Origin of the sequence: Flavobacterium sp. JP2137 (assembly GCF_050562195.1) — a bacterium.
Taxonomy (GTDB): Bacteria; Bacteroidota; Bacteroidia; order Flavobacteriales; family Flavobacteriaceae; genus Flavobacterium.
Genome location: NZ_CP191647.1, coordinates 202,386 through 223,204, shown reverse-complemented (window position 1 = coordinate 223,204; position 20,819 = coordinate 202,386). Strand labels below are relative to the sequence as shown.

Annotated in this window: 16 protein-coding genes, 2 tRNA genes and 2 pseudogenes; 4 read left to right on the top strand and 16 right to left on the bottom strand. The window is 40.4% G+C overall.

What is annotated here, in order from left to right; translation table 11 throughout:
• Positions 1-62: 62 nt before the first annotated feature.
• The 6 genes and pseudogenes from ACQZ43_RS00995 to ACQZ43_RS00970 form a co-directional block, all read right to left on the bottom strand.
• Positions 63-452 (bottom strand): hypothetical protein, encoded by a 390-nt coding sequence (locus tag ACQZ43_RS00995; protein WP_430613959.1) that lies wholly within the window; start codon positions 450-452, stop codon positions 63-65.
• Positions 453-585: 133 nt separating this feature from the next.
• Positions 586-1,814 (bottom strand): annotated as a pseudogene (locus tag ACQZ43_RS00990) (IS256 family transposase).
• 47 nt (positions 1,815-1,861) lie between these two features.
• Positions 1,862-2,755 (bottom strand): polymorphic toxin-type HINT domain-containing protein, encoded by an 894-nt coding sequence (locus ACQZ43_RS00985; RefSeq protein WP_430613958.1) that lies wholly within the window; start codon positions 2,753-2,755, stop codon positions 1,862-1,864.
• Positions 2,756-2,841: 86 nt separating this feature from the next.
• Positions 2,842-3,081, bottom strand: coding sequence for an Imm74 family immunity protein (locus tag ACQZ43_RS00980; protein WP_430613957.1), 240 nt, complete (start codon positions 3,079-3,081; stop codon positions 2,842-2,844).
• A gap of 11 nt (positions 3,082-3,092) precedes the next feature.
• On the bottom strand, positions 3,093-3,326 hold the full coding sequence (locus ACQZ43_RS00975) for a hypothetical protein (protein ID WP_430613956.1): 234 nt from the start codon (positions 3,324-3,326) through the stop codon (positions 3,093-3,095).
• Positions 3,327-3,446: 120 nt separating this feature from the next.
• Complete coding sequence (locus ACQZ43_RS00970; RefSeq protein WP_430613955.1) at positions 3,447-4,247, bottom strand: hypothetical protein; 801 nt, start codon at positions 4,245-4,247, stop codon at positions 3,447-3,449.
• Between the two features lie 288 nt (positions 4,248-4,535).
• On the opposite strand from ACQZ43_RS00970, the pseudogene ACQZ43_RS00965 reads away from it, so the two are divergent.
• A pseudogene (locus ACQZ43_RS00965) lies at positions 4,536-4,706 on the top strand (transposase); the annotation flags it as partial.
• Between the two features lie 354 nt (positions 4,707-5,060).
• Here ACQZ43_RS00965 and ACQZ43_RS00960 read toward each other — a convergent pair.
• A tRNA-Leu gene (locus tag ACQZ43_RS00960) sits at positions 5,061-5,146 on the bottom strand.
• A 7-nt stretch (positions 5,147-5,153) separates the two neighbouring features.
• Positions 5,154-5,226, bottom strand: a tRNA-Gly gene (locus ACQZ43_RS00955).
• Positions 5,227-5,641: 415 nt separating this feature from the next.
• Here ACQZ43_RS00955 and ACQZ43_RS00950 point away from each other — a divergent pair.
• Complete coding sequence (locus tag ACQZ43_RS00950) at positions 5,642-6,742, top strand: hypothetical protein (protein WP_430613954.1); 1,101 nt, start codon at positions 5,642-5,644, stop codon at positions 6,740-6,742.
• A gap of 100 nt (positions 6,743-6,842) precedes the next feature.
• Here ACQZ43_RS00950 and mutS read toward each other — a convergent pair whose 3' ends face one another.
• The 7 genes from mutS to ACQZ43_RS00915 all read right to left on the bottom strand — a co-directional run bounded on the left by mutS (position 6,843) and on the right by ACQZ43_RS00915 (position 16,809).
• Positions 6,843-9,437 (bottom strand): DNA mismatch repair protein MutS, encoded by a 2,595-nt coding sequence (gene mutS, locus ACQZ43_RS00945; protein ID WP_430613953.1) that lies wholly within the window; start codon positions 9,435-9,437, stop codon positions 6,843-6,845.
• A 74-nt stretch (positions 9,438-9,511) separates the two neighbouring features.
• Positions 9,512-10,021 (bottom strand): FUSC family protein, encoded by a 510-nt coding sequence (locus ACQZ43_RS00940; RefSeq protein WP_430613952.1) that lies wholly within the window; start codon positions 10,019-10,021, stop codon positions 9,512-9,514.
• Between the two features lie 248 nt (positions 10,022-10,269).
• The gene (locus tag ACQZ43_RS00935; protein WP_430613951.1) at positions 10,270-10,887 is read right to left on the bottom strand and encodes a LuxR C-terminal-related transcriptional regulator; all 618 of its coding nucleotides are present in this window, start codon (positions 10,885-10,887) and stop codon (positions 10,270-10,272) included.
• 3 nt (positions 10,888-10,890) lie between these two features.
• The gene (locus ACQZ43_RS00930) at positions 10,891-12,738 is read right to left on the bottom strand and encodes a tetratricopeptide repeat-containing sensor histidine kinase (RefSeq protein WP_430613950.1); all 1,848 of its coding nucleotides are present in this window, start codon (positions 12,736-12,738) and stop codon (positions 10,891-10,893) included.
• 515 nt (positions 12,739-13,253) lie between these two features.
• Complete coding sequence (locus ACQZ43_RS00925) at positions 13,254-13,751, bottom strand: outer membrane protein (RefSeq protein WP_430613948.1); 498 nt, start codon at positions 13,749-13,751, stop codon at positions 13,254-13,256.
• A 130-nt stretch (positions 13,752-13,881) separates the two neighbouring features.
• Positions 13,882-15,495, bottom strand: coding sequence for an ELWxxDGT repeat protein (locus ACQZ43_RS00920; protein ID WP_430613946.1), 1,614 nt, complete (start codon positions 15,493-15,495; stop codon positions 13,882-13,884).
• A 48-nt stretch (positions 15,496-15,543) separates the two neighbouring features.
• The gene (locus ACQZ43_RS00915; RefSeq protein ID WP_430613945.1) at positions 15,544-16,809 is read right to left on the bottom strand and encodes a hypothetical protein; all 1,266 of its coding nucleotides are present in this window, start codon (positions 16,807-16,809) and stop codon (positions 15,544-15,546) included.
• A gap of 268 nt (positions 16,810-17,077) precedes the next feature.
• Between ACQZ43_RS00915 and ACQZ43_RS00910 the strand changes: the two genes are divergently transcribed.
• The gene (locus tag ACQZ43_RS00910) at positions 17,078-17,626 is read left to right on the top strand and encodes an RNA methyltransferase (RefSeq protein WP_430613944.1); all 549 of its coding nucleotides are present in this window, start codon (positions 17,078-17,080) and stop codon (positions 17,624-17,626) included.
• On the opposite strand, the gene folK is transcribed toward ACQZ43_RS00910, so the two are convergent.
• Positions 17,598-18,737, bottom strand: coding sequence for a 2-amino-4-hydroxy-6-hydroxymethyldihydropteridine diphosphokinase (gene folK / locus ACQZ43_RS00905; protein ID WP_430613943.1), 1,140 nt, complete (start codon positions 18,735-18,737; stop codon positions 17,598-17,600). The two genes, ACQZ43_RS00910 and folK, sit on opposite strands and share 29 nt — an antisense overlap.
• Before the next feature lie 123 nt (positions 18,738-18,860).
• On the opposite strand from folK, the gene sppA reads away from it, so the two are divergent.
• Positions 18,861-20,627, top strand: a complete 1,767-nt coding sequence (gene sppA / locus ACQZ43_RS00900; protein ID WP_430613942.1) for a signal peptide peptidase SppA — start codon at positions 18,861-18,863, stop codon at positions 20,625-20,627.
• Positions 20,628-20,819 lie beyond the last annotated feature (192 nt).

Below are 20,819 nucleotides of genomic sequence, written 5' to 3'. Positions count from 1 at the left end.
CGTATAGCTTCATGGTCTCTTGTACAATACAAATGGATTTTAAAAGAGACCCCATAAAACAATTAACTCCCTGTGATAAGGAAATAAATGGGTACTCCCTCATTTTCATCACCTGAATGCATCAAGCCTTCAAAATAACAATTATCATCATCTTCTAAATTAATACCCACTTTATGGGTTTTATAAAATAATTCTCGAACTGTAAAGTTGACGCCATTATCTGCTCGAACGAGCTCATAAGGTTCTTCCGGTTCATCATCAATATACTTGACATATTGTAATTCAATTGCTGGGAAGTTAAAAATAATATCATCCCATTTTAAAGGGAATTTTTTAGCAGAGATGCTTCTATAATACTGCTCCACTTCCTCTGTGAAAAGATCAATGCTGTCAATACGACCCTCTGAAAAAGACCAATAGATGTCTTTCAATATAAATTTTGGATAGTTCATTTTTGTTCAATATTTAAATTACACATAAAACTTACAAAGATTAAAGGTTCCTAGGGAGTGTAACACAAACTGTGTCATCTCCTTTTTCTTAGCTCTGGGACTTAAGTCCCAGAGCTAAGAAAAAGGAGGGTCTTTACGGCAGTAGCCTATCCCCAAATTTAATATAAAGCTGCGACATAGTCAAACCCCAATTGTGAATTGGCATCGTCCATTTCTTAGAAACATTTTTAATGACTAAATATATTAGCTTAAGCAATGATTGATCCGAGGTAAAAGCTCCTTTGGTTTTAGTTACTTTTCTAACCTGTCTATGCATGGCCTCTATCGCATTAGTAGTGTATATAGCCTTTCTTATGTGCGGATCAAAATCAAAATAAGTAGATAAATGGCCCCAATTATCCATCCATCCTTTAGCTGCTAATGGATATTTACTACCCCAGGTTTCTTCAAACTCTAAAAGCCTTTCATAGCCTTGTTCTTCGCTAACAGCGGTGTAAATCGGCTTTAAATCTGCAGCTAAAGCTTTCTTGTCTTTATGAGGCACAAAGCGAAGACTTGTTCTTATTTGATGCACAATACAAAGTTGTATTTGTGTCTTTGGAAAAACAGCTTGTATAGCTTCCGGAAAGCCCTTTAAACCATCTACACAGGCAACAAGTATATCTTGTACCCCGCGTGATTTAAGATGAGTTAAAACTGATAACCAAAATTTTGCTCCTTCGTTTTCTGATAAATATACACCAATGAGTTCCTTTTTGCCCTCTTGATTTATGCCTAGAATATTGTAGACAGCACGTGAAGTTATACTTCCTTGATCTTTAACTTTATAATGCATAGCATCTAGGAATACGAAAGGATATATAGATTCTAAAGGCCGATCGCGCCACTGGTTCATAGCCGGAATAATCTTATCGGTAATGCGGGAAATTTCACTAGCGGATATCTCCATACCATACATTTCCATGATAAAGCTAGCAATATCACGTGTGCTACTGCCTCGGGCATATAAAGATATTACGTTTTCTTCTAATTGATCCGTAACGATGAGTTGCCTTTTTGGAAGTATCTTAGGTTCAAAAGTTGCATTGCGATCTCTGGTAGATTCAAGTTCAAAACTACCAGATTGCATACTTCGAACTGTTTTAGTTGTCCTGCCATTGCGCCGATTAGTTACCCCTTTTGCCTTTTCTTCCGCTAAATGATGTTCCAGTTCACCTTCCATCATTGTTTCTAGAAAGTGTTTCAAAAGAGGTGCAAAAATGCCATCAGGCCACCCATTTTCTTGCCTTGGTACAATCCAGCCATAGCCTCTTCTTTGAAACTATCAAAATCAAATCCCGTGTTTTTATTATCTGTATTCATAATACTAATTTACGTTTTTATTGTGTAATTAATTTATGTGACACAGTTCACGGCACACCCTCGGTTCCTAATTTTTTAAACAACTCAAATTTTTTCTTGCCTATTGGACGTTGTTTATTGTAAAGTCCTTGGTTGTTTTTCCTAATACCACCTCTTGTATTTATTTCATACATCGCTACAACTGCGGCCTCATAAGGGGGCATTTTAAAAGGCCCTCTTTCACCATGGATTCTAATTATTGCTACTCCATCCATTTTTTTTCTCCAAAAGGCTTTTTTAGGATCTCTTCGGTGTTGGTCATATCTTTTACCAACCTTCTGAATCGTCTGTCCTACGTATAATGTATCAATTCTATCTCCAACCTCTTGTACAATTCTATAAAATTCAACATTAATTAATTCTGTACTCGCAAAAATAGAAGTTCTATTTTTATTGTGAGTTAGCACCTCATCTTCTCCGACATAGTAGTTGTGAAGTTCTTCAATTTCCAAGTCATACGTAGGTACGATAGATGCTGTAATTTCAAGGGATTGTATAACAATATACTGCCCTTTTGAATCTAATAAGTTCATCCCGACCTCTAAGCTATTAGCCATGATCCATTTTTTTTCTAGGGGATTCCAAAATTGATGCTTCCCTGTGGCTTCTATCTTTCCGTTTTGGGTCTGTATGCAAATATAAACCTCCGTGCGATTTCTATAAATTTCGGTTACGCTTCTCACTTCTAGTTTATCTAAAGCAAAGTTGTAGGCATACACCTGTTGACCTGGTACAACATCCTCTATTGCTACTTTTCCGGTTGTTGTTTTCACTAAAGTACCTGCCAAAAAACAAGGCTTTTTAGTAGGCGGTACTTCTAGTAAATCTTTATATGTAAAATTATCCCACATCTTTTGTATTGGTTTTAATTTCTTACTGTCTTTGTCAAGTACTTCGTGCAAAGGGTTAGGGTTTTGTTTGTTCAGCGATGCAAAGGTCTACACCATTTCTTTCTTTTCTAAAAGTCAAGACGACATCAGTATAAAAATTAATCAAAAACAACAGGGACTTTTTTATTTTTTGATTCGCTTTCTATTGCATTAATAATTTCTTTTTTCTCATTTTCTGTAATAATTTTTTGTTCATGAGGCGACTCCCATTTTATGATAGAATCAATATCAGCATAGAATATTGGAGTTGCTGTTAGTTCACCAGTTATCATAATTACTTTATTATCTATTTCAACTTCTATTGTATTTCTAGTTCCTTTAATATTCTTTATATTCATATTACTTTAATTTAGCGTATAAGAATTATTCTTTCAATTTTTGTTTTTGGATCAATGATAATAATTTTTGTTACATTAGCTACTAGTTCACCTCCAATCCAATCAGTTTTTCCTGACCAAAAGAAAGCTTCATTTGGAACGGTTTTCAGTTTTGGAGCAACTTGTCTTATAAACGAACTAATTTCAAACAATTCTTGTATAGTGTTTTTAAGACCTATTTCTTTTACACTCCAAACTTCATCCAAACTCTTGGCAACCGCTTTGGCTTCTCCACTAGGGATAACTTCTCCTTGGTAGCTAACCTATGTTCAGCAACATGCAACCTAAATATACAAAATATGACCTATAAAAAAGGGCGTTTCTATCTACCCATGCGCTGCCCGATAAGGATAACACGATTGATTTAGTAACAGCGCAATTTTTATATCTCCTGAATTAAAAGCGAGCGATATATGAGAAATAATTTTTATTTTGCCCTCTTCTCTGGCTATATTAATGGGATAATATATGCCAATTGGTGTATTGTCTTTAGTAATTAATTTATCTTCTGAATTGTAATTGTAAATTTCTATCAATTCTTCAGCGTATAACGCTTTTTTTATTTTAGTAGAGTCAATAAAATGATATTTTTGATTGTTCTCAATCCAGTTCATTACTGAATTTCCATCTTTATTTTTAACGACATTAATAAGTTTTTTTGTAACCGTATCTTGTAGAAATGTTGGTGTTGTTTCTATATTGAATGTACTTATAAAAGTGTTACTATAGGTTCTCTCCTTGCTTAAAACTTCGATTTGATGTTTTTTTTTAGTATAAATATGTATAGAATCGACTGTTTTTATTGTTTCGGAGATTAAGCTATCTTTCTTAAGCATGACATTAATAAGAGGAGCTGTTTTTTGATTGTAAAGTGACTTTCTTTTTAACGGGTTATCAGTCGTAACGGTTTGCGTAAGTAGACCATTATTATAAATAGGCGCTCCGTTTTTATCTGTTTCATTAATTATGTAGCTCAGTGTATAGGAATCACAGATTTTTATATCAAAAAGAGGAGCCAGTTTTAGTGCTATTTCTATCTTTTTGGGTGTTTGCCCAAATGTAAAATATCCAAAAATTAGTAAACTTAGCGTGCAAAAAACCTTAAACATACTTTGACTTGCTTTCATATAAATTAATTTTTTGAATTAAAAATCGAGTAATCTGACTTTTATAAAGAATCTGAAAGTTTTCGGTCAAATAAAATAAAAAGCTTTACTTTATCAAAAGTATTAAAACAAACAACAAATGCAAGGGCAAATTCATTTTAATGGATTAAATATTAAGTGTTTGACAGGGGTGGTTGGGTTTTGTTAAACAATTGATGTTCTTTTAAAGTAATGGTGTAGGCTTGCACTAAACTAGCACATTGGTATAATAAAATTGAAAACAGCGAACTCTAAACATTTAATACGGTAGCCAATACCATACAGCTAAACTATCAATCTATTTTAAACTATTTTGACAACAGAAGTACCAGTGCTTCTGCAGTATCCTTTAATGCCAAAATCAAAGCTTTTAGAACTCACTTTAGAGGCGTAAGAGATATAGAATTCTTCTTATATAGATTAGTCACTATTTTTGCATAAACAGAACATTTAGGATTGCCCCCCTTTTTTATGCAGATTCGATGATTCGCCAGTTTGCGTAAAGTATAACATTTTTCGACCAGAAGATAATCATTGAATGCAACGCAATTCAAATCGGCGAATGGACGCATCAGCGAATCAGCCTTTGTAAAAAAGCAGTTATTTTCAATTCCCAGAGGTTTTCATCTTGACCCCTAATAGGTTCAATCTTTCCTGAGAAAGTAGTTTTGATGGAGCGGTATATCGAACCGATAGAATGAATGTTTTAATGAAGTCTGTCTTGTTGATAAACTTAGAAAAGAGTAGAAATGAAAAACGGGAGAAATGAATATAAAATTCAATTCTCCCGTTTAGTACTCGAGGCGGGACTTGAACCCGCACGAACATTACTGTTCACTGGATTTTAAGTCCAGCGTGTCTACCACTTCCACCACTCGAGCATTCTAGAGCGAAAAACGGGATTCGAACCCGCGACCTCAACCTTGGCAAGGTTGCGCTCTACCAACTGAGCTATTTTCGCATGTTATTTTTGTTTGAGAACGTCGCCATACTTGTTCCGTATTGCGAGTGCAAATATAGAACGTTTTTTCGTATTCACAAGGGCTACGACAAAAAAAAGTCAAAGTTTTTTTTAAAGCATTGATTCTCAGAAATAAAAAAATGAAACTTTTTTTAAACTTTTTTACATCATACGATTTCCAATCCAAAAATTGGCACATCCCTGTAAACAGTGCTGACGAGGGCCTATCGAACCCCAAAATCTCCCCAGCCTACTAAATTGATAACTCTTGTCTAAAAAGAACCGCAAACCAAAGTGTTTATAGTAGTAAAATGCACTTAAATAGCTGATAAAAAGACTCATAGTGGGTAAAATAAACTTTTTTGAGACTCTAAGAGGCAGCGTGGAATTTTATTTTTGTGAAAAATTGAAAGTTATGCGAAAAATCGGTCTTTTTTTAGCAGGAATAGCCGTAAGCGTTTTAGCGGCTTCCTGTGGTGTAAGCGATGAAGGAAATTACGACTTGTCCTCCAATGCGAGTCGGTTGGAACTAACCGCTGTTCCCGATAAGGAATTGGCGGTTGGCGGAATTTTCGTGTTTATGGTCCGGAGAAACGGAAGAGAGGTAACCCCACGGGCACAGATTTACGTTGGCGGAAAAAGAATACAGGGCAATACCTATTCGCGCACTACCGCCGGAACGCATACCGTAGTGGCCAAGGCGATCGGATCTAGATCGAGTAAACCCCTGATGGTGACCTTTACGGACAAGACTCCACTGGGCAATCAGTTGTTCTTGACTTGCGATGCGGGTGAAAATCCGCAATACGGACAAGAAATCACCTATACCGTAAAGAATGCCGCCGGCGATGATGTAACGAGTTCCAGTGTGCTGCGCATCAACGGCGCGCGGATTAGGGGTAATAAAATCATTCTTAAAAAGCGCCATACCACCGCAACAGCGGTCTATTGTGGCAACGGAACACTGGGAATCAGCAGCGATATAACGACGAACTTTGACAGCAACTATATCGAGATAGACGGTGAGAAGTTCGGTACTACTCAACTGCGTTTTGTCTATTCCAACACAGAACAAATGGCGGGAAAATGGGTGGATTTCTGGAATGTATATACCCAAAATGAGCAGGCCGATTCCCAGGCGATCCCCACACAGATGAAACTGTATATGGGGTTTGTGCGAACCGATCCCCAAAAGATGGCCTATCCGGCGGCATCAACTCAGAACGCCGCCTTGTATGCCGATTTTGTCCTCGATAAGGAGGTCATACAAGAATATTCGACGGCCGCCACCTTTTCCATCATCGACTTTAAGCGAAAAGTAACCGAGCGCGGCAACGAGTATTCCGACGAGCGCACCGCGGTCGTATTCGATTACACCCTTCGCGACGGGCGCCAAATCAAAGGCATGCACTTGGGGCAGGCTTCTATAGAGCAAAACGCCGCAGGGCCCAGGGCCATGGCCGTTGCACAACCCAAAACCAGGCGAACCCTATCAAAATTTCGAATAAGAAAATAAGCAGCGTTTTTTCGATATGCAAAAAATGGGGGTGGACCGTCACGGTCCATCCCCATTTTTTGTTTAAAAGATGGAATTGCGATGCGGCAAACGCGGCTGTCTAACCCAACATCTTTTTAATCTCGTTGAGCTTCATCAATGCCTCAACCGGAGTCAGGGTGTTGATGTCCAAGGACGCAATTTCATTTTTGATGGTTTCCAGTAAGGGGTCGTCTAAATTGAAAAAGCTCAATTGCATTTCCTCTTCGAGTTCTCCGAGGTTAACCTCTTTGGAATGGCCTTTTTCAAGCTGTTTAAGCATCTTTTGAGCCCGGAGGATAACCAATTGGGGCATACCCGCCATCTTGGCTACATGGATCCCAAAACTGTGGGCGCTACCCCCCGGTACTAACTTTCGAATAAAGAGTACATTGTCTTTGAGTTCTTTTACCGCTACGTTGAAGTTTTTGACGCCGTCAAAGTGTTCTTGCATATCGTTGAGCTCGTGGTAGTGGGTGGCAAACAAGGTTTTGGGTTTGGCCGGATGTTGATGCAGGTATTCGGCTATGGCCCAGGCTATAGAGATTCCGTCGTAGGTACTGGTACCGCGTCCAATCTCGTCTAGCAGTACCAAACTGCGGTTGGAGATGTTGTTTAGAATCGAGGCGGTTTCATTCATTTCCACCATAAATGTCGATTCGCCCATCGAAATGTTGTCCGAGGCACCTACACGGGTGAATATTTTGTCGACCAATCCCATACGCACACTACTAGCCGGTACAAAACTACCCATCTGCGCCAAGAGCACGATTAGGGCGGTTTGTCTTAAAATAGCCGATTTACCCGACATGTTCGGACCGGTAATCATAATGATTTGCTGCTGGCTGTGGTCGAGGTAAAGGTCGTTGGCGATGTAGGGAACATCGGGCGGCAATTGCTTCTCGATAACCGGATGGCGGCCGTCTTTGATGTCCAATTCAAAACTGTCGTCAATTTGCGGACGCACATATTGGTGTTCCTGTGCCAATTGAGCAAATGAACACAGACAGTCGATTTGAGCGATTAAATGGGCATTGAGTTGCACGGGTTTGATATATTGCGCACACCAGATGATGAACTGCTCGTAAATCTCGCTTTCCAATTTGGCGATTTTCTCTTCCGCCCCTAAGATTTTGCTTTCGTATTCCTTGAGTTCCTCCGTGATATAGCGCTCTGCATTCACTAAGGTTTGCTTGCGAATCCAATCGGTCGGAACCTTGTCTTTATGCGTGTTTCTAACCTCGATATAATAACCAAAAACGTTGTTAAACGAGATTTTTAACGATTGTATGCCCGTTTTTTCGCTCTCGCGCTTTTCCATATCGTCCAAATACGATTTGCCCGTATTGGAAATGTTGCGCAAGGCGTCGAGCTCCTCGTGAACACCGCTGGCAATGGCATTGCCCTTAGACAGCGCTACCGGAGCGTCGGGATGGATGGTTTTTTCAATGCGCTCCCGCAGCAATTCGCAGTCGTGCAGTCGGTTTCCCATCGCTTTTAGGGAATCGTTTTTGCTTTCCAAAGCCCTTTTCTTAATCGGAATAATGGCCTGTAGGGATTCCTTTAGATAAACCAGTTCTCGCGGCGAAACCTTGCCCGTAGCAATTTTGGAAATCAGCCGTTCCAAGTCGGAAATCTGCTTGATTTGGTATTGAAAGTGCTCCAATACCTCCGGATGGTCTTTTAGGGAAGCTACAATTTCATGGCGCTCGTTGATTTTGTCTAGCTCTTTAAGCGGTAAGGCCAACCAGCGTTTTAGCAAACGCCCACCCATAGGCGAAAGCGTTTTGTCGATCACATCCAAAAGCGTAATCGCATTGACATTGGTGCTGTGGTACAACTCGAGATTTCGAATGGTAAAGCGGTCCATCCACACATAGGCATCTTCTGCTATGCGCTGCAGGTTGGAAATGTGTTTGATTTTGGTGTGTTGGGTTTCCGACAGATAGTGCAAAATCGCACCACTGGCGATAATGCCCTCTTGCAGGTCTTCTACGCCAAAGCCCTTAAGCGATTTGGTGTCGAAATGCTGCGTAAGGGAATCAAAGGCAAAGTCTTCTTTAAAAATCCAGTCTTCGAGATAGAACAAGTTAAAGTTGGATCCAAACTGGTGTAAGAAGTGGTTTTTGTTGTTTTTCTGAACCAGCACTTCGCTGGGCAGAAAATTCTGTAATAACTTATCGATGTATTCCGCATCGCCTTCAGCGGTTAAGAATTCCCCAGTCGAAACATCCAAAAAAGAGATGCCAATCAGCCTTTTTCCAAAGTGTAGCGAAGCCAAAAAGTTGTTGGTTTTGGAGTGCAACACCTCGTCGTTAAGCGCCACACCGGGAGTAACCAATTCGGTAACCCCTCTTTTAACGATGGTTTTCGTGGTTTTGGGATCCTCTAATTGGTCGCAAATCGCTACGCGCAACCCTGCTTTGACCAATTTAGGCAAATACACATTGATCGAATGGTGGGGAAAACCCGCCAATTCCGTTTCACTAGCCGAACCCGCACCTCGTTTGGTTAGGGTAATACCCAGTATTTTGGATGCCCGAACCGCATCCTGCCCGAAAGTTTCGTAAAAATCGCCCACTCGAAAAAGCAAACACGCATCGGGATATTTCTTCTTAATATCGTTGTACTGCTTCATTAACGGGGTTTCTTTGGTGCTTTTTTCTTTTGCAGACATGCTCGTGGTTTTAGGAAATACAAATATGAGTTTAGACTATTATTTCGTTGAAAATTTGCTGAATATCAGTGGGATCAATAGGCGATCTGCAACTTTCTTTTGGCATATCGCAACAACATCGAGGTGAATATCGTAATCAACAAGCCGATTAAACAGCCTATGGTCACCGAGGCAAATCGAAAGATTGGAGCCAGTTCTACCTGAGTAGTATGCGGTTGTACCAAAACGATGAGCAAGGTAACCAAGGCGACCCGGGCCATATTCATGATGTTGAACAGATAACAAGTACTGATCGTCAAAATTATCCCGACTAAAATAACATAAAAATTTGGTTCGTGCATCAGTATACAGGCCAAAGCTACGGCAGAACCCACCATATTGGACTTAAAGCGCTCAATCGATAATCGACGCGAGTCTTTGCCCTCTGGCGAAATGACCAGTATAATCGAAATCATGGTCCACATCAACTCGTGTTCCGGTAGGCTCATATACAGTTTGTAGCCGATAGAAAATCCTAAAAGACAACGGGTGATGTAAATGAGTAAAGGCGAAGTAACATACGTTCTAAGCAAAGCAGTAAACATAGTTGATATACTTTTGTGAACCTGCAAAAATATTATAGTTTAGCGAGGAAAGCTAAATAAATCCACTGTTTTTAGAGGCATTCTATTCGCAAGTGGGCGTGTCCTGTTACTCGAGCTTGGCCAGCTCGTTCAACAGGTCGGGCTATACGTTGCAATCTTTTCTTCGCAAGCTCCAAAAAGGATTTACACTGCTATCCCTCACGCAGGATAAAGGGGACTATGCATGGAGGAATACGACCCAGTTGCTTTTATAAAAACCCTTCTAGGATAGCACATTTAACTAGGCCAGCCAGATTTTTTACCCCGAACTTTATAAATAAGTTTGTTCGGTGGTTCTCCACTGTTTTATCGGAGATAAACAATTTTTTAGCGATTTCCTTGGTCGTTCTTTCTTGCAGTATCAGACAGAGAATTTCTTTTTCTCTTGGGGTGAGTATAATGGTATTGCTTTTAATGGTATAGGAACAGTTTTTTTGCTGTAACAAGTCTTTGGATAAATATTTGTTACCTTCGAGAATCGTATCTATAGCATTAATTATTTCCCGACTTGAGTCCGACTTGACAAAATATCCATCCACTCCTTGTTTGAGCACAGTTTCTAAGGTAAATAAATCATTAAGCGTAGAAATGATGATGATTTTTACCATAGGAAAGTCCGTTTTTATCTGTTTGATAAAATCTCTCGCGTCAGTTTTGCCAAACAATATGTCTTGAAAGAGAATATCGATTTGCTGTGATTTTAAAATTTCAAATAGTTCTATTTTATTCGAAGCCGTAAAACAGGCCATTGTGGCATCGTGATTTTTTATCACATTCACAAAGCCTTCTATAATCAAAGAATGGTCATCTGCTATAAGTATTTTCATGAATTAATCAATTTTCAGAGATATAAAAACGGAAGTTCCGCTTCCTAGTGAAGAGTCTAAGCTGATTTTTGCTTGTATTTTATGGAGTCGTTCGATAATATGATGGTAACCTTTTAAATCGCTTGAATCTTTTAGATTAAAACCAATTCCATCATCTTCAATATTTAAAGTAATACCGCTGTCGTTTTGTAAGAACAGTACATCTATGCGGTTGGCTTGAGCGTGTTTCAATGCGTTTTGGATGAATTCCTGCGCAATGCGATAGAGGACTAAAGACTTTTCTTTGTTGAGCATGATGGCGTTGCAATTAGATTCAAAATTGACTAGGGTTTCTCGTGAATCACATTGTCTGCTAAATGCGTGTAAAGCCGTCACCAGATTTTGTTGGTCAAAATCAATAGGCATCAAATTGCGTGCAACTTTTTGCACTTCTTGATGAGTGTCGCTGACCAAATCGATGGTACGGCTAAAATCGTGTGAAAACGGGTGGTTTTCAATTTGCAGTTTTATGGCAATTAAGTTGGAGGCAATACCATCATGAAGTTCTACTGACAAGCGGTGCTGCTCTTTGAGTTCCCCAGAAAGCTCTGCCTCCACTAATCGACGTTTATTGGTTTCGCGAAGTTGATTGAATCTGAATTTGTTTCTCGATTTCAGATACAAAAATAAAACAATTAATATTAAAACAATTAAAATCAGGCTGGTTACTATCAAGTTTCTTTTCGCAATTTCTGACGATTGCTGTGCCACTTTTAATTTGCTCTCGGCTATTTCCTTGTCCTTTTTTTCCGCTTGATACTCTAAAGTCCATTTGTTGACGATGTCTTTGTTTTCTTTGCTAAGGTTTTTTTCTTGAAGCGTATAGGCGGTTTGTAAGTGTAAATAAGCCAGTCTATTAGAGCCAATTCCGAAGTGTGATGCGGCCAGTGCCTGATGATAATCAGGTAGAATTATTGTAATGCTCGGATCCTTTATGATTTCGTCTAATTTTTTAGCCTCCTCTAAGGCGTGTGGATACTTTTTGAGTTTGTTATAGATCTTCATTTTACCAACTATAAAATGGACCATATAATAATTGGTATAGAGGCCTGTGGTATCCATCAAGGATTCTCCCATATTAAACTGTGCGACCGCCTGATCATAGTGCTTCTGCTTTTCATAAAGGCTACCGCTAATCCAAAAATAAGAAATTTTTGCGGTGAGGTAATTTGAAATCTCAGCATATTGGTAGGCTAATTCTCCTGTTTGCCGACTTTCGAGCTCTTCACCCAAATGCATATGGCATTCGGACAGTGCAATCAATGAAGCACTCATATAAGTGGTGTCTTGCATTTTTTTAAAACGCTCAAAACTCTGTTCGAAATATTTTTTGGCGGAATCAAAGTCTTTGAGAGAGGCGTGATAAGCGCCGATATTGAAATTGAGAATGCTACTGTATTTGATATTGTTGTTTTTTTCGTGTAAGCGCAAGGATTCCATCATGAGCGTCATCGCTTCACTAAAGCGGCCTTGCATTTGATATTTTGCAGCCAACAGATTCAGAAAGGCGGCCTGCATGGTTTCGGCTTTTGAACTGCGACTGTTTTTTGCCTCTTCTACACCAAAAAGTGCTAATTTTACCACCGAATCGGCCTGTCCGATGTCGTTGTAATAGATGGCTTTTTCGAACAGTACATGCAAATAAGTAGAGTCGGCGGGATACTTCCGATAGAGGTCGTTTAGGCAGTTGAAGTACTCCTCTTGGTTATCGGGTTGACAAACCTTCATCCATTCCGTATTAATCTCTTGTCCGTGTTGGGCATAAGAAGCCAACACGCTGAAATAGAAAAGCACAATAAGGAACAATTTCATAAGACGTTTTTTTGGGTGTTATCGCGTATTTGCTAAAAAGTATATTTTATAGGGTGAACTTGTATTTGTGTTGAAAATTTGCTGTAAACATATTCAATTTTAATTTAAATACTTAAAAAAAGTGTTTTATGCCTGAAATTTGATTAAATAAAAAAAACGAAGCAACTCGTAATACTACTTCACTTCTAGTACATTGCACAAATAGGCAAGTATGGCAAGCAAAACGGAAGTTGTCTATACGGCTGTCGGCAATTAACCTCTATATGGGGCTGTCCTAGAAGCTAATTCATCAACGGAAAGTTGCTGCTGTACTAAATGTGGTTCATAGGGCTTAAGAAAGCCAGACTATGAGAACCTACACTATAAACAGCTGTGGCGTAGCCACCCGGCCTCAACAGAGTGTGTTTTGGTTGACGAAGGTATCAAGCGAACCAACAGGATTTAAACGCCAAATTCAGCCCCTAAGATAAGGGGCTGAAAAAGATTTTTTCCTCGAATAACTTCTAGGGGATGTACTAAAAAATATATCTTAAACCTCCAAATAGTACTACTTGATCAGCGCTCCCAATGGTGTATTTTAAAGTCGAGAAAGCTTCCATGTTTGTACCAAGTGCGTAAGTACCACCCCCACCTAGATTAAAACCAGCTTTGCCAGATGTTGCTGTACTACTAACCGCCCATAGAGTGGAAAGTTCGCTGGATACCTTAACATGACTGTAATTGATGCCTCCTAATCCAAAGATTCTAAAATCCTTTTTGTCTTGGAAGTAGTAATGGGCATTGGCATTGACTTCCCACATAGTAGTGGTCAGGTAGCGGTGTTTTTGTGTGAGATAATAGGAAAAATCGGGAGCGACAGTTATTTGATTGGTGACGCCAAATTCAGCGTTAATTCCGAATAACGGCCTTTCGGTTTCCGTGCCATAACCAATGTGGATACCTGCTTTGCTTTGTGCTTGTACCGCAAAACTAACTGCTAAGAAACTGACGATTGTTAAAATGCTTTTTAACATGTTTTTTGAATTAAAGGGTAAATAATGGGGTGAAGTAAAACTTTATTTAGGGTATTCCCCTAATTAAATCAACCGAATAAAAGGCTCGGTATGTTTATGTACCGAGCCAGTGATTAACGAGAACGACTAACTACTTCTTGCTAATTTTTAAGGTTTTAGTCTGGTTAACTGTTGTTACTTGGATAAAGTATAATGCTTGTGGTAAGCTACTAATATCTATTTGGACTTCTGTAAGTTGATAAGTCTTCTCAAAAACGGATTTGCCTGAACTGTCCCTGATAACAATCTTTGTAATGGGCTCTTGAGAAAAAATATTTACAGTTTCATTTGCCGGATTGGGATAGATCCGAAGATGCAACGTTTGATTCTTTTCAGAAGGTGCTGTACTGAGGTTAGGAGTTTTTAATTTCCACATTTCCTGCCCATTTCCATCAAAGAAAGCCGTAAAATAGAGGCTGTTGTCAAAAATAGTAAAAAAAGGCAGTGAAGCTAAAGGCGCTGTAGTTGTAGCTATAGCAGGTTGAACCTTCTGAGTTCCTGCTTCTGTACCGTCGCTTTCCCAAAGCTCAATCCCATTAGTGCCATCGTTGGCTCTAAAAAAGAGCATTCCATGATAGGAAAACAAATCCTCGGGGTCGCTTCCGATGTAGGGCTTGGGATTGATGTTTTTTACCAATACGGTTCCCGAGGAAGTTCCGTCTGTTTTCCAGAGTTCATTTGCGTCATTCTGGGAGCTAGCCGAAAAATATAGATGCTCCCCCATAACCATAAAATTTTTCGGATTCCAAACGCCCCCCTGGTCTAAAAGACTTGAAACAATCGCGGTTCCTGCTGTAGTACCATCCGTAGACCACAGTTCTTTTCCCGCATTGAGATATCCGCTGTCGGCTTGAAAATATAATTTATCCTTGAAAGCCGTAAAATGCATAGGGTTTCCGTCGCCGCTGGGATTGATATCCTTAAGCATTAAAGTTCCTGCTGCTGTACCGTCGCTAACCCAAAGTTCAGTTCCATGAACACCATCATGAGCGCTAAAGTATATTTTGCCGTTAAAAGTGGTTAAGTAATTTGGGGAGCTGTTTCCATTGGGATTTATATCTTTAAACAATTTAGTTCCGGCAGTTGTACCGTCTGAAAACCAAAGTTCTATTCCGTTTGAAGTGGTGTAGGCCTGAAAAAAAAGCTTGTCGTTCAATACCGTAAAGCCCTGAGGATTAGAGTCGCTTGAGTCGATATCTTTAACCATGGTGGTACCACTGCTGATTCCGTTTGTGGCCCAAAATTCCGTACCATGCTCTCCATCGTCTGCTTGAAAATACAGTTTGCCATTTAATTCTGTAAAACCATTGGGACGACTATGTCCGCTATCGGGTTTAATATCTTTGACCATCTTTGTTCCGCTTTGCGTACCGTCGGTAACCCATAATTCCAAACCATTGGAGTTATCGCGAGCTTGGAAGTACAGCTTGTTTTGAAATTTTGTAAACCCTCCTTCGGCTCGAAACCCGGTGGTATTGATTGTTTTAACAATAGCCGTACCTGATTCGGTGCCATCTGATGTCCATAGTTGGTGGAGCGACTGAGCATCTTGGGCGTGAAAATATAATCGGCCGTTTAACTCCGTGTAATGCGTTGGTTTACCATTACCCGTAACGTGGATGTCTTTTACCAGCACTACAGTAGTCTGTGCAGCGATGGTTGAAAACAGAGCCAAGAAAAAACCTAGATATATCGTTTTTCTCATGATTTTGAATCTTTTTATGCGGTGATTAACCTGTGAAATTGATAAGTACTAAGCGCAACCATGTCCGAAGCAGGAAACCAAACACGTCTGGTTATCACCGTTGAGGTTGCTATAGGTAAATAAGGTATTCTCTGATTGTCCCGCATTGAGTCCGTATCGGATAGCACAGCCGTTGATGTTTTTAAAAGTCACGTCGTGGATTTCTAATACATTATTAGGCAATAACCGTATTGTTCCTGATTCACTTTCTCCTGTACCTGTGGTTTTGCCGGAATAATGAAATTCGGCAAAGGCAATTTTATTTACCGGGTGTTTGCTGACGAAATAGATGCCAATCCAGCCATTTTTTACCTTGTTAATCGCTGTGAATACAATAGGGGCTTGGGCAGTTCCCACCGCTTTTATAGCACCGGAGTTCTCTACTAGTTTTAATTTGGTTCCCGCATCAAATTCTAACACCACACCAGGCTCTATCGTTAGGATGTTTTTTACATCGATACCTCCACTATATCCATAGGCCGATTTATTTAATATCTGATAAGGTACATTGATTTTTTGCCAGCTTGTCTCTATGGCAAAGGACCCTGATTCAACCACGACATAATCTTTAGTGTTGCCGCTGTAGTCATTGCTGTTTGTGATGGCGTTAAGGTATTCTGGTGCCAGTATTACTGGGATATCGTTGTTCTTGAAGCGCGTGTGTTCCAAAGACAAGTCACTGCCTTTATATACCGCATTTAAACCGTATGTTTTGCTGTTGGTAATTTCACAGTTTTTGATGCTCAATTGGGCTTTCGCATATAAATGTACCGCTCCCATGTCGCCATTGCTATTGAATTGTTTTCCGCCGGCATCTGCTACTCGGGTATGCTCAAGTATGTTTTGCGGACTGTGGCTATTGTACATAATCCCCCTCCAATAACCCTTTTCTTTTTTGGCTCCTCTTAGAATGACGGGTTTGTCGCTGGTTCCAATGGCTGCAAAAGAGGCTTGCCCACTCGTGCTATAAATATCAATACCTGCATCTTGCTCAAATTCAATCACCACACCTGGCTCTACGCGAATATCGGCTGTGCGTATTGGCATCACACATTTGATAATATAATCCACGGCTGCATTTGGATTTTTAGTCAAAACTCTATTTTCGCTAAAATAATTGCAGTCCAGTACTATGGGAGGATCGGTCTGAATCAATACCTCTTTTTCCTTTTCTATCAAATCATCCGTATTACATGAACCAGCGAGGAACAAGCCCATTACACCTGCTATACTCAATATGGTTCGACCTGACATTAACTTAATTTTTGATTTCATAATTCAATTATTTAAGATTACTAGGCAAAAATATAGGAGGAAAGACCTTTTTGTATGGGGGTTTTCCCGCGTTTATTGATATATTTCATTTTTTTCAGACTATTGGCGCGTTTTAATTTTATTTATTGCCCTATCTTAAGATTTGTAAAATGTTAATTTAAGTAAAACACTTGCTGTTCAAATCGAGCAGCACATAGGGCGCAACCAGACGGAATGCCCCGGTAAATACTTCAGAATTTATCTGTATTTTTGCCTTATGACAGATACGATGAGAAAATTAGCCAATAGCGAATTAAACCGAATCGATACCGACGCCTTTAAAGAAGCGACGAAAAGCCCTTTGATTTTGGTGTTAGACGATATCCGCAGTTTGCACAATATCGGTTCGGTTTTCCGAACCAGCGATGCCTTCCTAATAGAGAAGATTTATCTGTGTGGTATTACGGCCACACCACCCAATAAAGAAATACACAAAACCGCCTTGGGAGCCACCGAAACCGTCGAATGGGAATATGTAGCCGATGTGGTGGAAGTATTGAAGCGATTGAGTGCAGAAGGGGTGTCGTTGCAAGCGGTAGAACAGGTGGTGGGCAGCGTGATGCTCAACGACTTCGAAGTGTTGCCGCAGCAAAGGTATGCCTTGGTCTTTGGGAACGAGGTAAAAGGCGTATCTCAGCAGGCAATCGACTGCTGCGATGGGGTGATTGAAATTCCGCAGTTGGGAACCAAGCACTCCTTGAATATTTCGGTTAGTGCCGGTATGGTGGTTTGGGACCTGTTTCAGAAAATCAACGCGAAGCGAGTTTCTGCTGAATGATATCCAGTATAGCGATATAATCTTCTTGGCGGTTTACAAAATCCATTTCGGATATATCGATAATCAAAACCTTGTCTTGTGGCAGGGTTTTGATATAGTTGAAATAGCCTTGATTGACTTTTTCCAAATACGAAGCGGGGATGTCACTCTCATAGGAGCGCCCTCGTTTTTTGATGTTTTCCAACAAGCGCTGCGTGTTTTGATATAAATACACGTACATCCCCGGTTTTGGGGTCTCCTTATACATGATTTCAAACACCTGTTTATACAAGCGAAACTCTTCGCTCTCCAAGGTGATTTGCGCAAAGATCAGCGATTTAAAAATGTGGTAGTCCGCAATGATAAATTCCTTAAACAAGTCAAATTGCGCCAAATCGTCTGCCAATTGCGAGTAGCGGTCTGCCAAAAAAGACATTTCCAACGGAAAGGCATAGCGGGCGGCATCTTGATAAAATTTGGGCAAAAACGGATTGTCCGCAAAGCCCTCTAAAATTAATTTGGCATTAAAATCTTCGGATATTTTATGGGCCAAGGTGGTTTTTCCAGCGCCTATATTCCCTTCAATAGCCAGGAAGTTCACATCCTGAAAGCGGTAGTTTTCCAAGGGAGCTACCGGGGTTTCTATGCGGATACATGAGGAATTGTCGGGGCAATCGCGCAACAATTCGGCAAATGTCTTGCGCAAAATGGGGTGTGTCCAATCCAATTGCAAATCCACCACCGGTTGCAATACAAATCGGCGGTCTTGAAGCAGCGGATGGGGAACCGTTAACAAAGCGGTTTGAATACACTGCTCGTCAAAAGCGATTAAATCGATGTCGATCGTCCGAGCGCTATAGGTTTCCGACGACAAGCGCAGGCGTCCGAGTTGTTCTTCTATCGCCAAGCAACGTTCTAGCACAGTTTTTGCAGGCAAGGAAGCGTGTACCAGTATGGCGCAATTGTAAAAGGCTGCGCTGTCAAATCCCCACGAAGGCGTTTCGTAAATTGCAGATACCCGAATCACCGTGCCTACTGATTGGTGTATCAGTGCCATAGCTTGTTGAAGAAAGGAAGTGCGATTTCCCTGATTGCTGCCAAGGGAAAGGATGATTTGATTCTGAATAAACATTTGGCAAATTAACTAAAAGTAATTTAATTTACCGCTGTCTAAAAGCAACTACTTTTGGCGAATGTTTAAACGGACTGTAACATAGTTTAGGTGTAAACGACTAATATAGAAAATGAAAATTATATGAGATTTTTGAGAAATGTTTTGGCAACAATCGTCGGATTGTTTGTTTTTTTTGGCATACTGTTTTTTGGGGTCATCCTCTTGGGGGTCCTCTTTGGGAGCAGTGGTGAAACCGTGATAATCAAAGACAATACCGTGATCAATTTAGATTTGTCCAAGGTTAAATACGACTATGCAGGGCGATTCAATTACAAGGATTTTAATTATGTAGACAGCAGTTCCGACGGTGTCTCAGACATCTTAAACGCCATTGATGCGGCTAAGACAGATGATAAGATTAAGGGAATTTCGATTTTAAACAATTACTCGAATTTGGGAATGGCACAGCGCCGTTCAATCCGAGAAAAATTGGAGGAATTTAAAAAGAGCGGAAAATTTGTCGTGGCCTATGCCAATGCCTATTCGCAATCGGAGTACTATATGAATTCGGTGGCCGATACGGTATACCTAAATCCGGTGGGCGAAATGGACTTTAAAGGACTTTCGGCAGAGGTGTTGTACATGAAGGATTTGCAGGAGAAATCGGGTGTAAAGATGGAAGTGATTCGCCATGGGAAATACAAGAGTGCGGTAGAACCGTATTTGGAGCAAAACATGAGTGAGGCCAATAGAGAACAGATGACGGTGTTGTTGGAGTCGATATGGTCTACGGTTTTGGAAGATGTTTCCAAGAGCAGAAACATTCCCTTGGATACGTTAAACAGCATAGCTGATAGACTGGGAGCCCGTACGCCGGAAATGGCTTTGGCTACGCATTTAGTGGATCGGGTAGTTTATGAAGATGAATACCACAACGGCATTAGAAAAGCCTTAAAGGTGGATAAGGATAAAGATTACAATACCATTGATGTGATTGCCTATGCCAAGGAAGTGGCGGTGAGAAAACAAGCCAATACCTCCAAGGATGAAATTGCGATTATCTATGCGCAGGGACAAATCCTAAACGGCGAGGGGAACATCAATTATGTCGGAGAGATTTCGGTAAACCGCGCTTTAAAGAAAGCCCGCGAAAACGATAAGGTTAAAGCGATTGTTTTGCGTGTAAATAGCCCAGGGGGCAGTGCGCTGACTTCCGATTTGATTTGGAGAGAAGTTGAACTGACCAAAAAGGTTAAACCCGTAATTGTTTCCATGGGAGATGTGGCGGCTTCTGGCGGGTATTACATCGCTTGTAACGGAGATTACATCTTTGCAGAACCCGGAACCATCACCGGATCCATAGGGGTATTTGGTATGCTGCCGAATTTTAAGAAGGTTGCTGACAAATTTGGTATCAATGCCGAACACGTATCGACCAATAAAAATTCTAGAGGGTATAGCCCGTTCTCGGACATTGACCCGCAATACAAGGCCGTGGTGACAGAAGGCGTTGAAAACGTCTATAAAACCTTTGTGAACCGCGTGGCTAGTGGTCGAAAAATGACTTTTGATCAGGTCGATGAAATCGCACAAGGTCGCGTGTGGACCGGTAAAAATGCGTTGGATAACGGATTGGTAGACGCCTTAGGAGGCTTGCATGACGCCATAGCGTATGCGGCTAAAAAAGTGGAAATCACCGAGTATAAAACCGTGAATTACCCGGAATACGAAGTGAAGTTCGAAGACATGATTCGCGGCTTTATCGGCGTGTCTATGTTGAAAACTCAAGATGAACTCATCAAAGAAAAAATTGGCCCTGATGCCTTTGAAATGATCGAACGATTAAACTATTTCAACAAAGCCCAAGGTGTTCAAGCGCTGTTGCCGTATGAACTGTCGATAAAATAAAGAAAATCAAACGGAAATCGACTGTAGTTGCAGCTCGTTTAAACCGTTTGTAAAATCGCATACCCATATCCTAAACCGCCTGCTCCCTTTGGAAATGGCGGTTTATGGTTATTTATGGTTTTGTTAAGGGTATTGGAACTATTTTTTTATAATTTGCATAGAAGAGGACGCAGTAGGATAAGACCAAGGCAA

Bases quoted from the DNA above. Each gene is read 5' to 3' on its own strand.
- ACQZ43_RS00915 (WP_430613945.1), bottom strand. From the start codon at position 16,809: ATGAAATCAAAAATTAAGTTAATGTCAGGTCGAACCATATTGAGTATA.
- sppA (WP_430613942.1), top strand. From the start codon at position 18,861: ATGAGATTTTTGAGAAATGTTTTGGCAACAATCGTCGGATTGTTTGTT.
- ACQZ43_RS00925 (WP_430613948.1), bottom strand. From the start codon at position 13,751: ATGTTAAAAAGCATTTTAACAATCGTCAGTTTCTTAGCAGTTAGTTTT.
- ACQZ43_RS00980 (WP_430613957.1), bottom strand. From the start codon at position 3,081: ATGAATATAAAGAATATTAAAGGAACTAGAAATACAATAGAAGTTGAA.
- ACQZ43_RS00940 (WP_430613952.1), bottom strand. From the start codon at position 10,021: ATGTTTACTGCTTTGCTTAGAACGTATGTTACTTCGCCTTTACTCATT.
- ACQZ43_RS00935 (WP_430613951.1), bottom strand. From the start codon at position 10,887: ATGAAAATACTTATAGCAGATGACCATTCTTTGATTATAGAAGGCTTT.
- ACQZ43_RS00970 (WP_430613955.1), bottom strand. From the start codon at position 4,247: ATGAAAGCAAGTCAAAGTATGTTTAAGGTTTTTTGCACGCTAAGTTTA.
- ACQZ43_RS00995 (WP_430613959.1), bottom strand. From the start codon at position 452: ATGAACTATCCAAAATTTATATTGAAAGACATCTATTGGTCTTTTTCA.
- ACQZ43_RS00920 (WP_430613946.1), bottom strand. From the start codon at position 15,495: ATGAGAAAAACGATATATCTAGGTTTTTTCTTGGCTCTGTTTTCAACC.
- mutS (WP_430613953.1), bottom strand. From the start codon at position 9,437: ATGTCTGCAAAAGAAAAAAGCACCAAAGAAACCCCGTTAATGAAGCAG.
- ACQZ43_RS00950 (WP_430613954.1), top strand. From the start codon at position 5,642: ATGCGAAAAATCGGTCTTTTTTTAGCAGGAATAGCCGTAAGCGTTTTA.
- ACQZ43_RS00910 (WP_430613944.1), top strand. From the start codon at position 17,078: ATGAGAAAATTAGCCAATAGCGAATTAAACCGAATCGATACCGACGCC.
- folK (WP_430613943.1), bottom strand. From the start codon at position 18,737: ATGTTTATTCAGAATCAAATCATCCTTTCCCTTGGCAGCAATCAGGGA.
- ACQZ43_RS00930 (WP_430613950.1), bottom strand. From the start codon at position 12,738: ATGAAATTGTTCCTTATTGTGCTTTTCTATTTCAGCGTGTTGGCTTCT.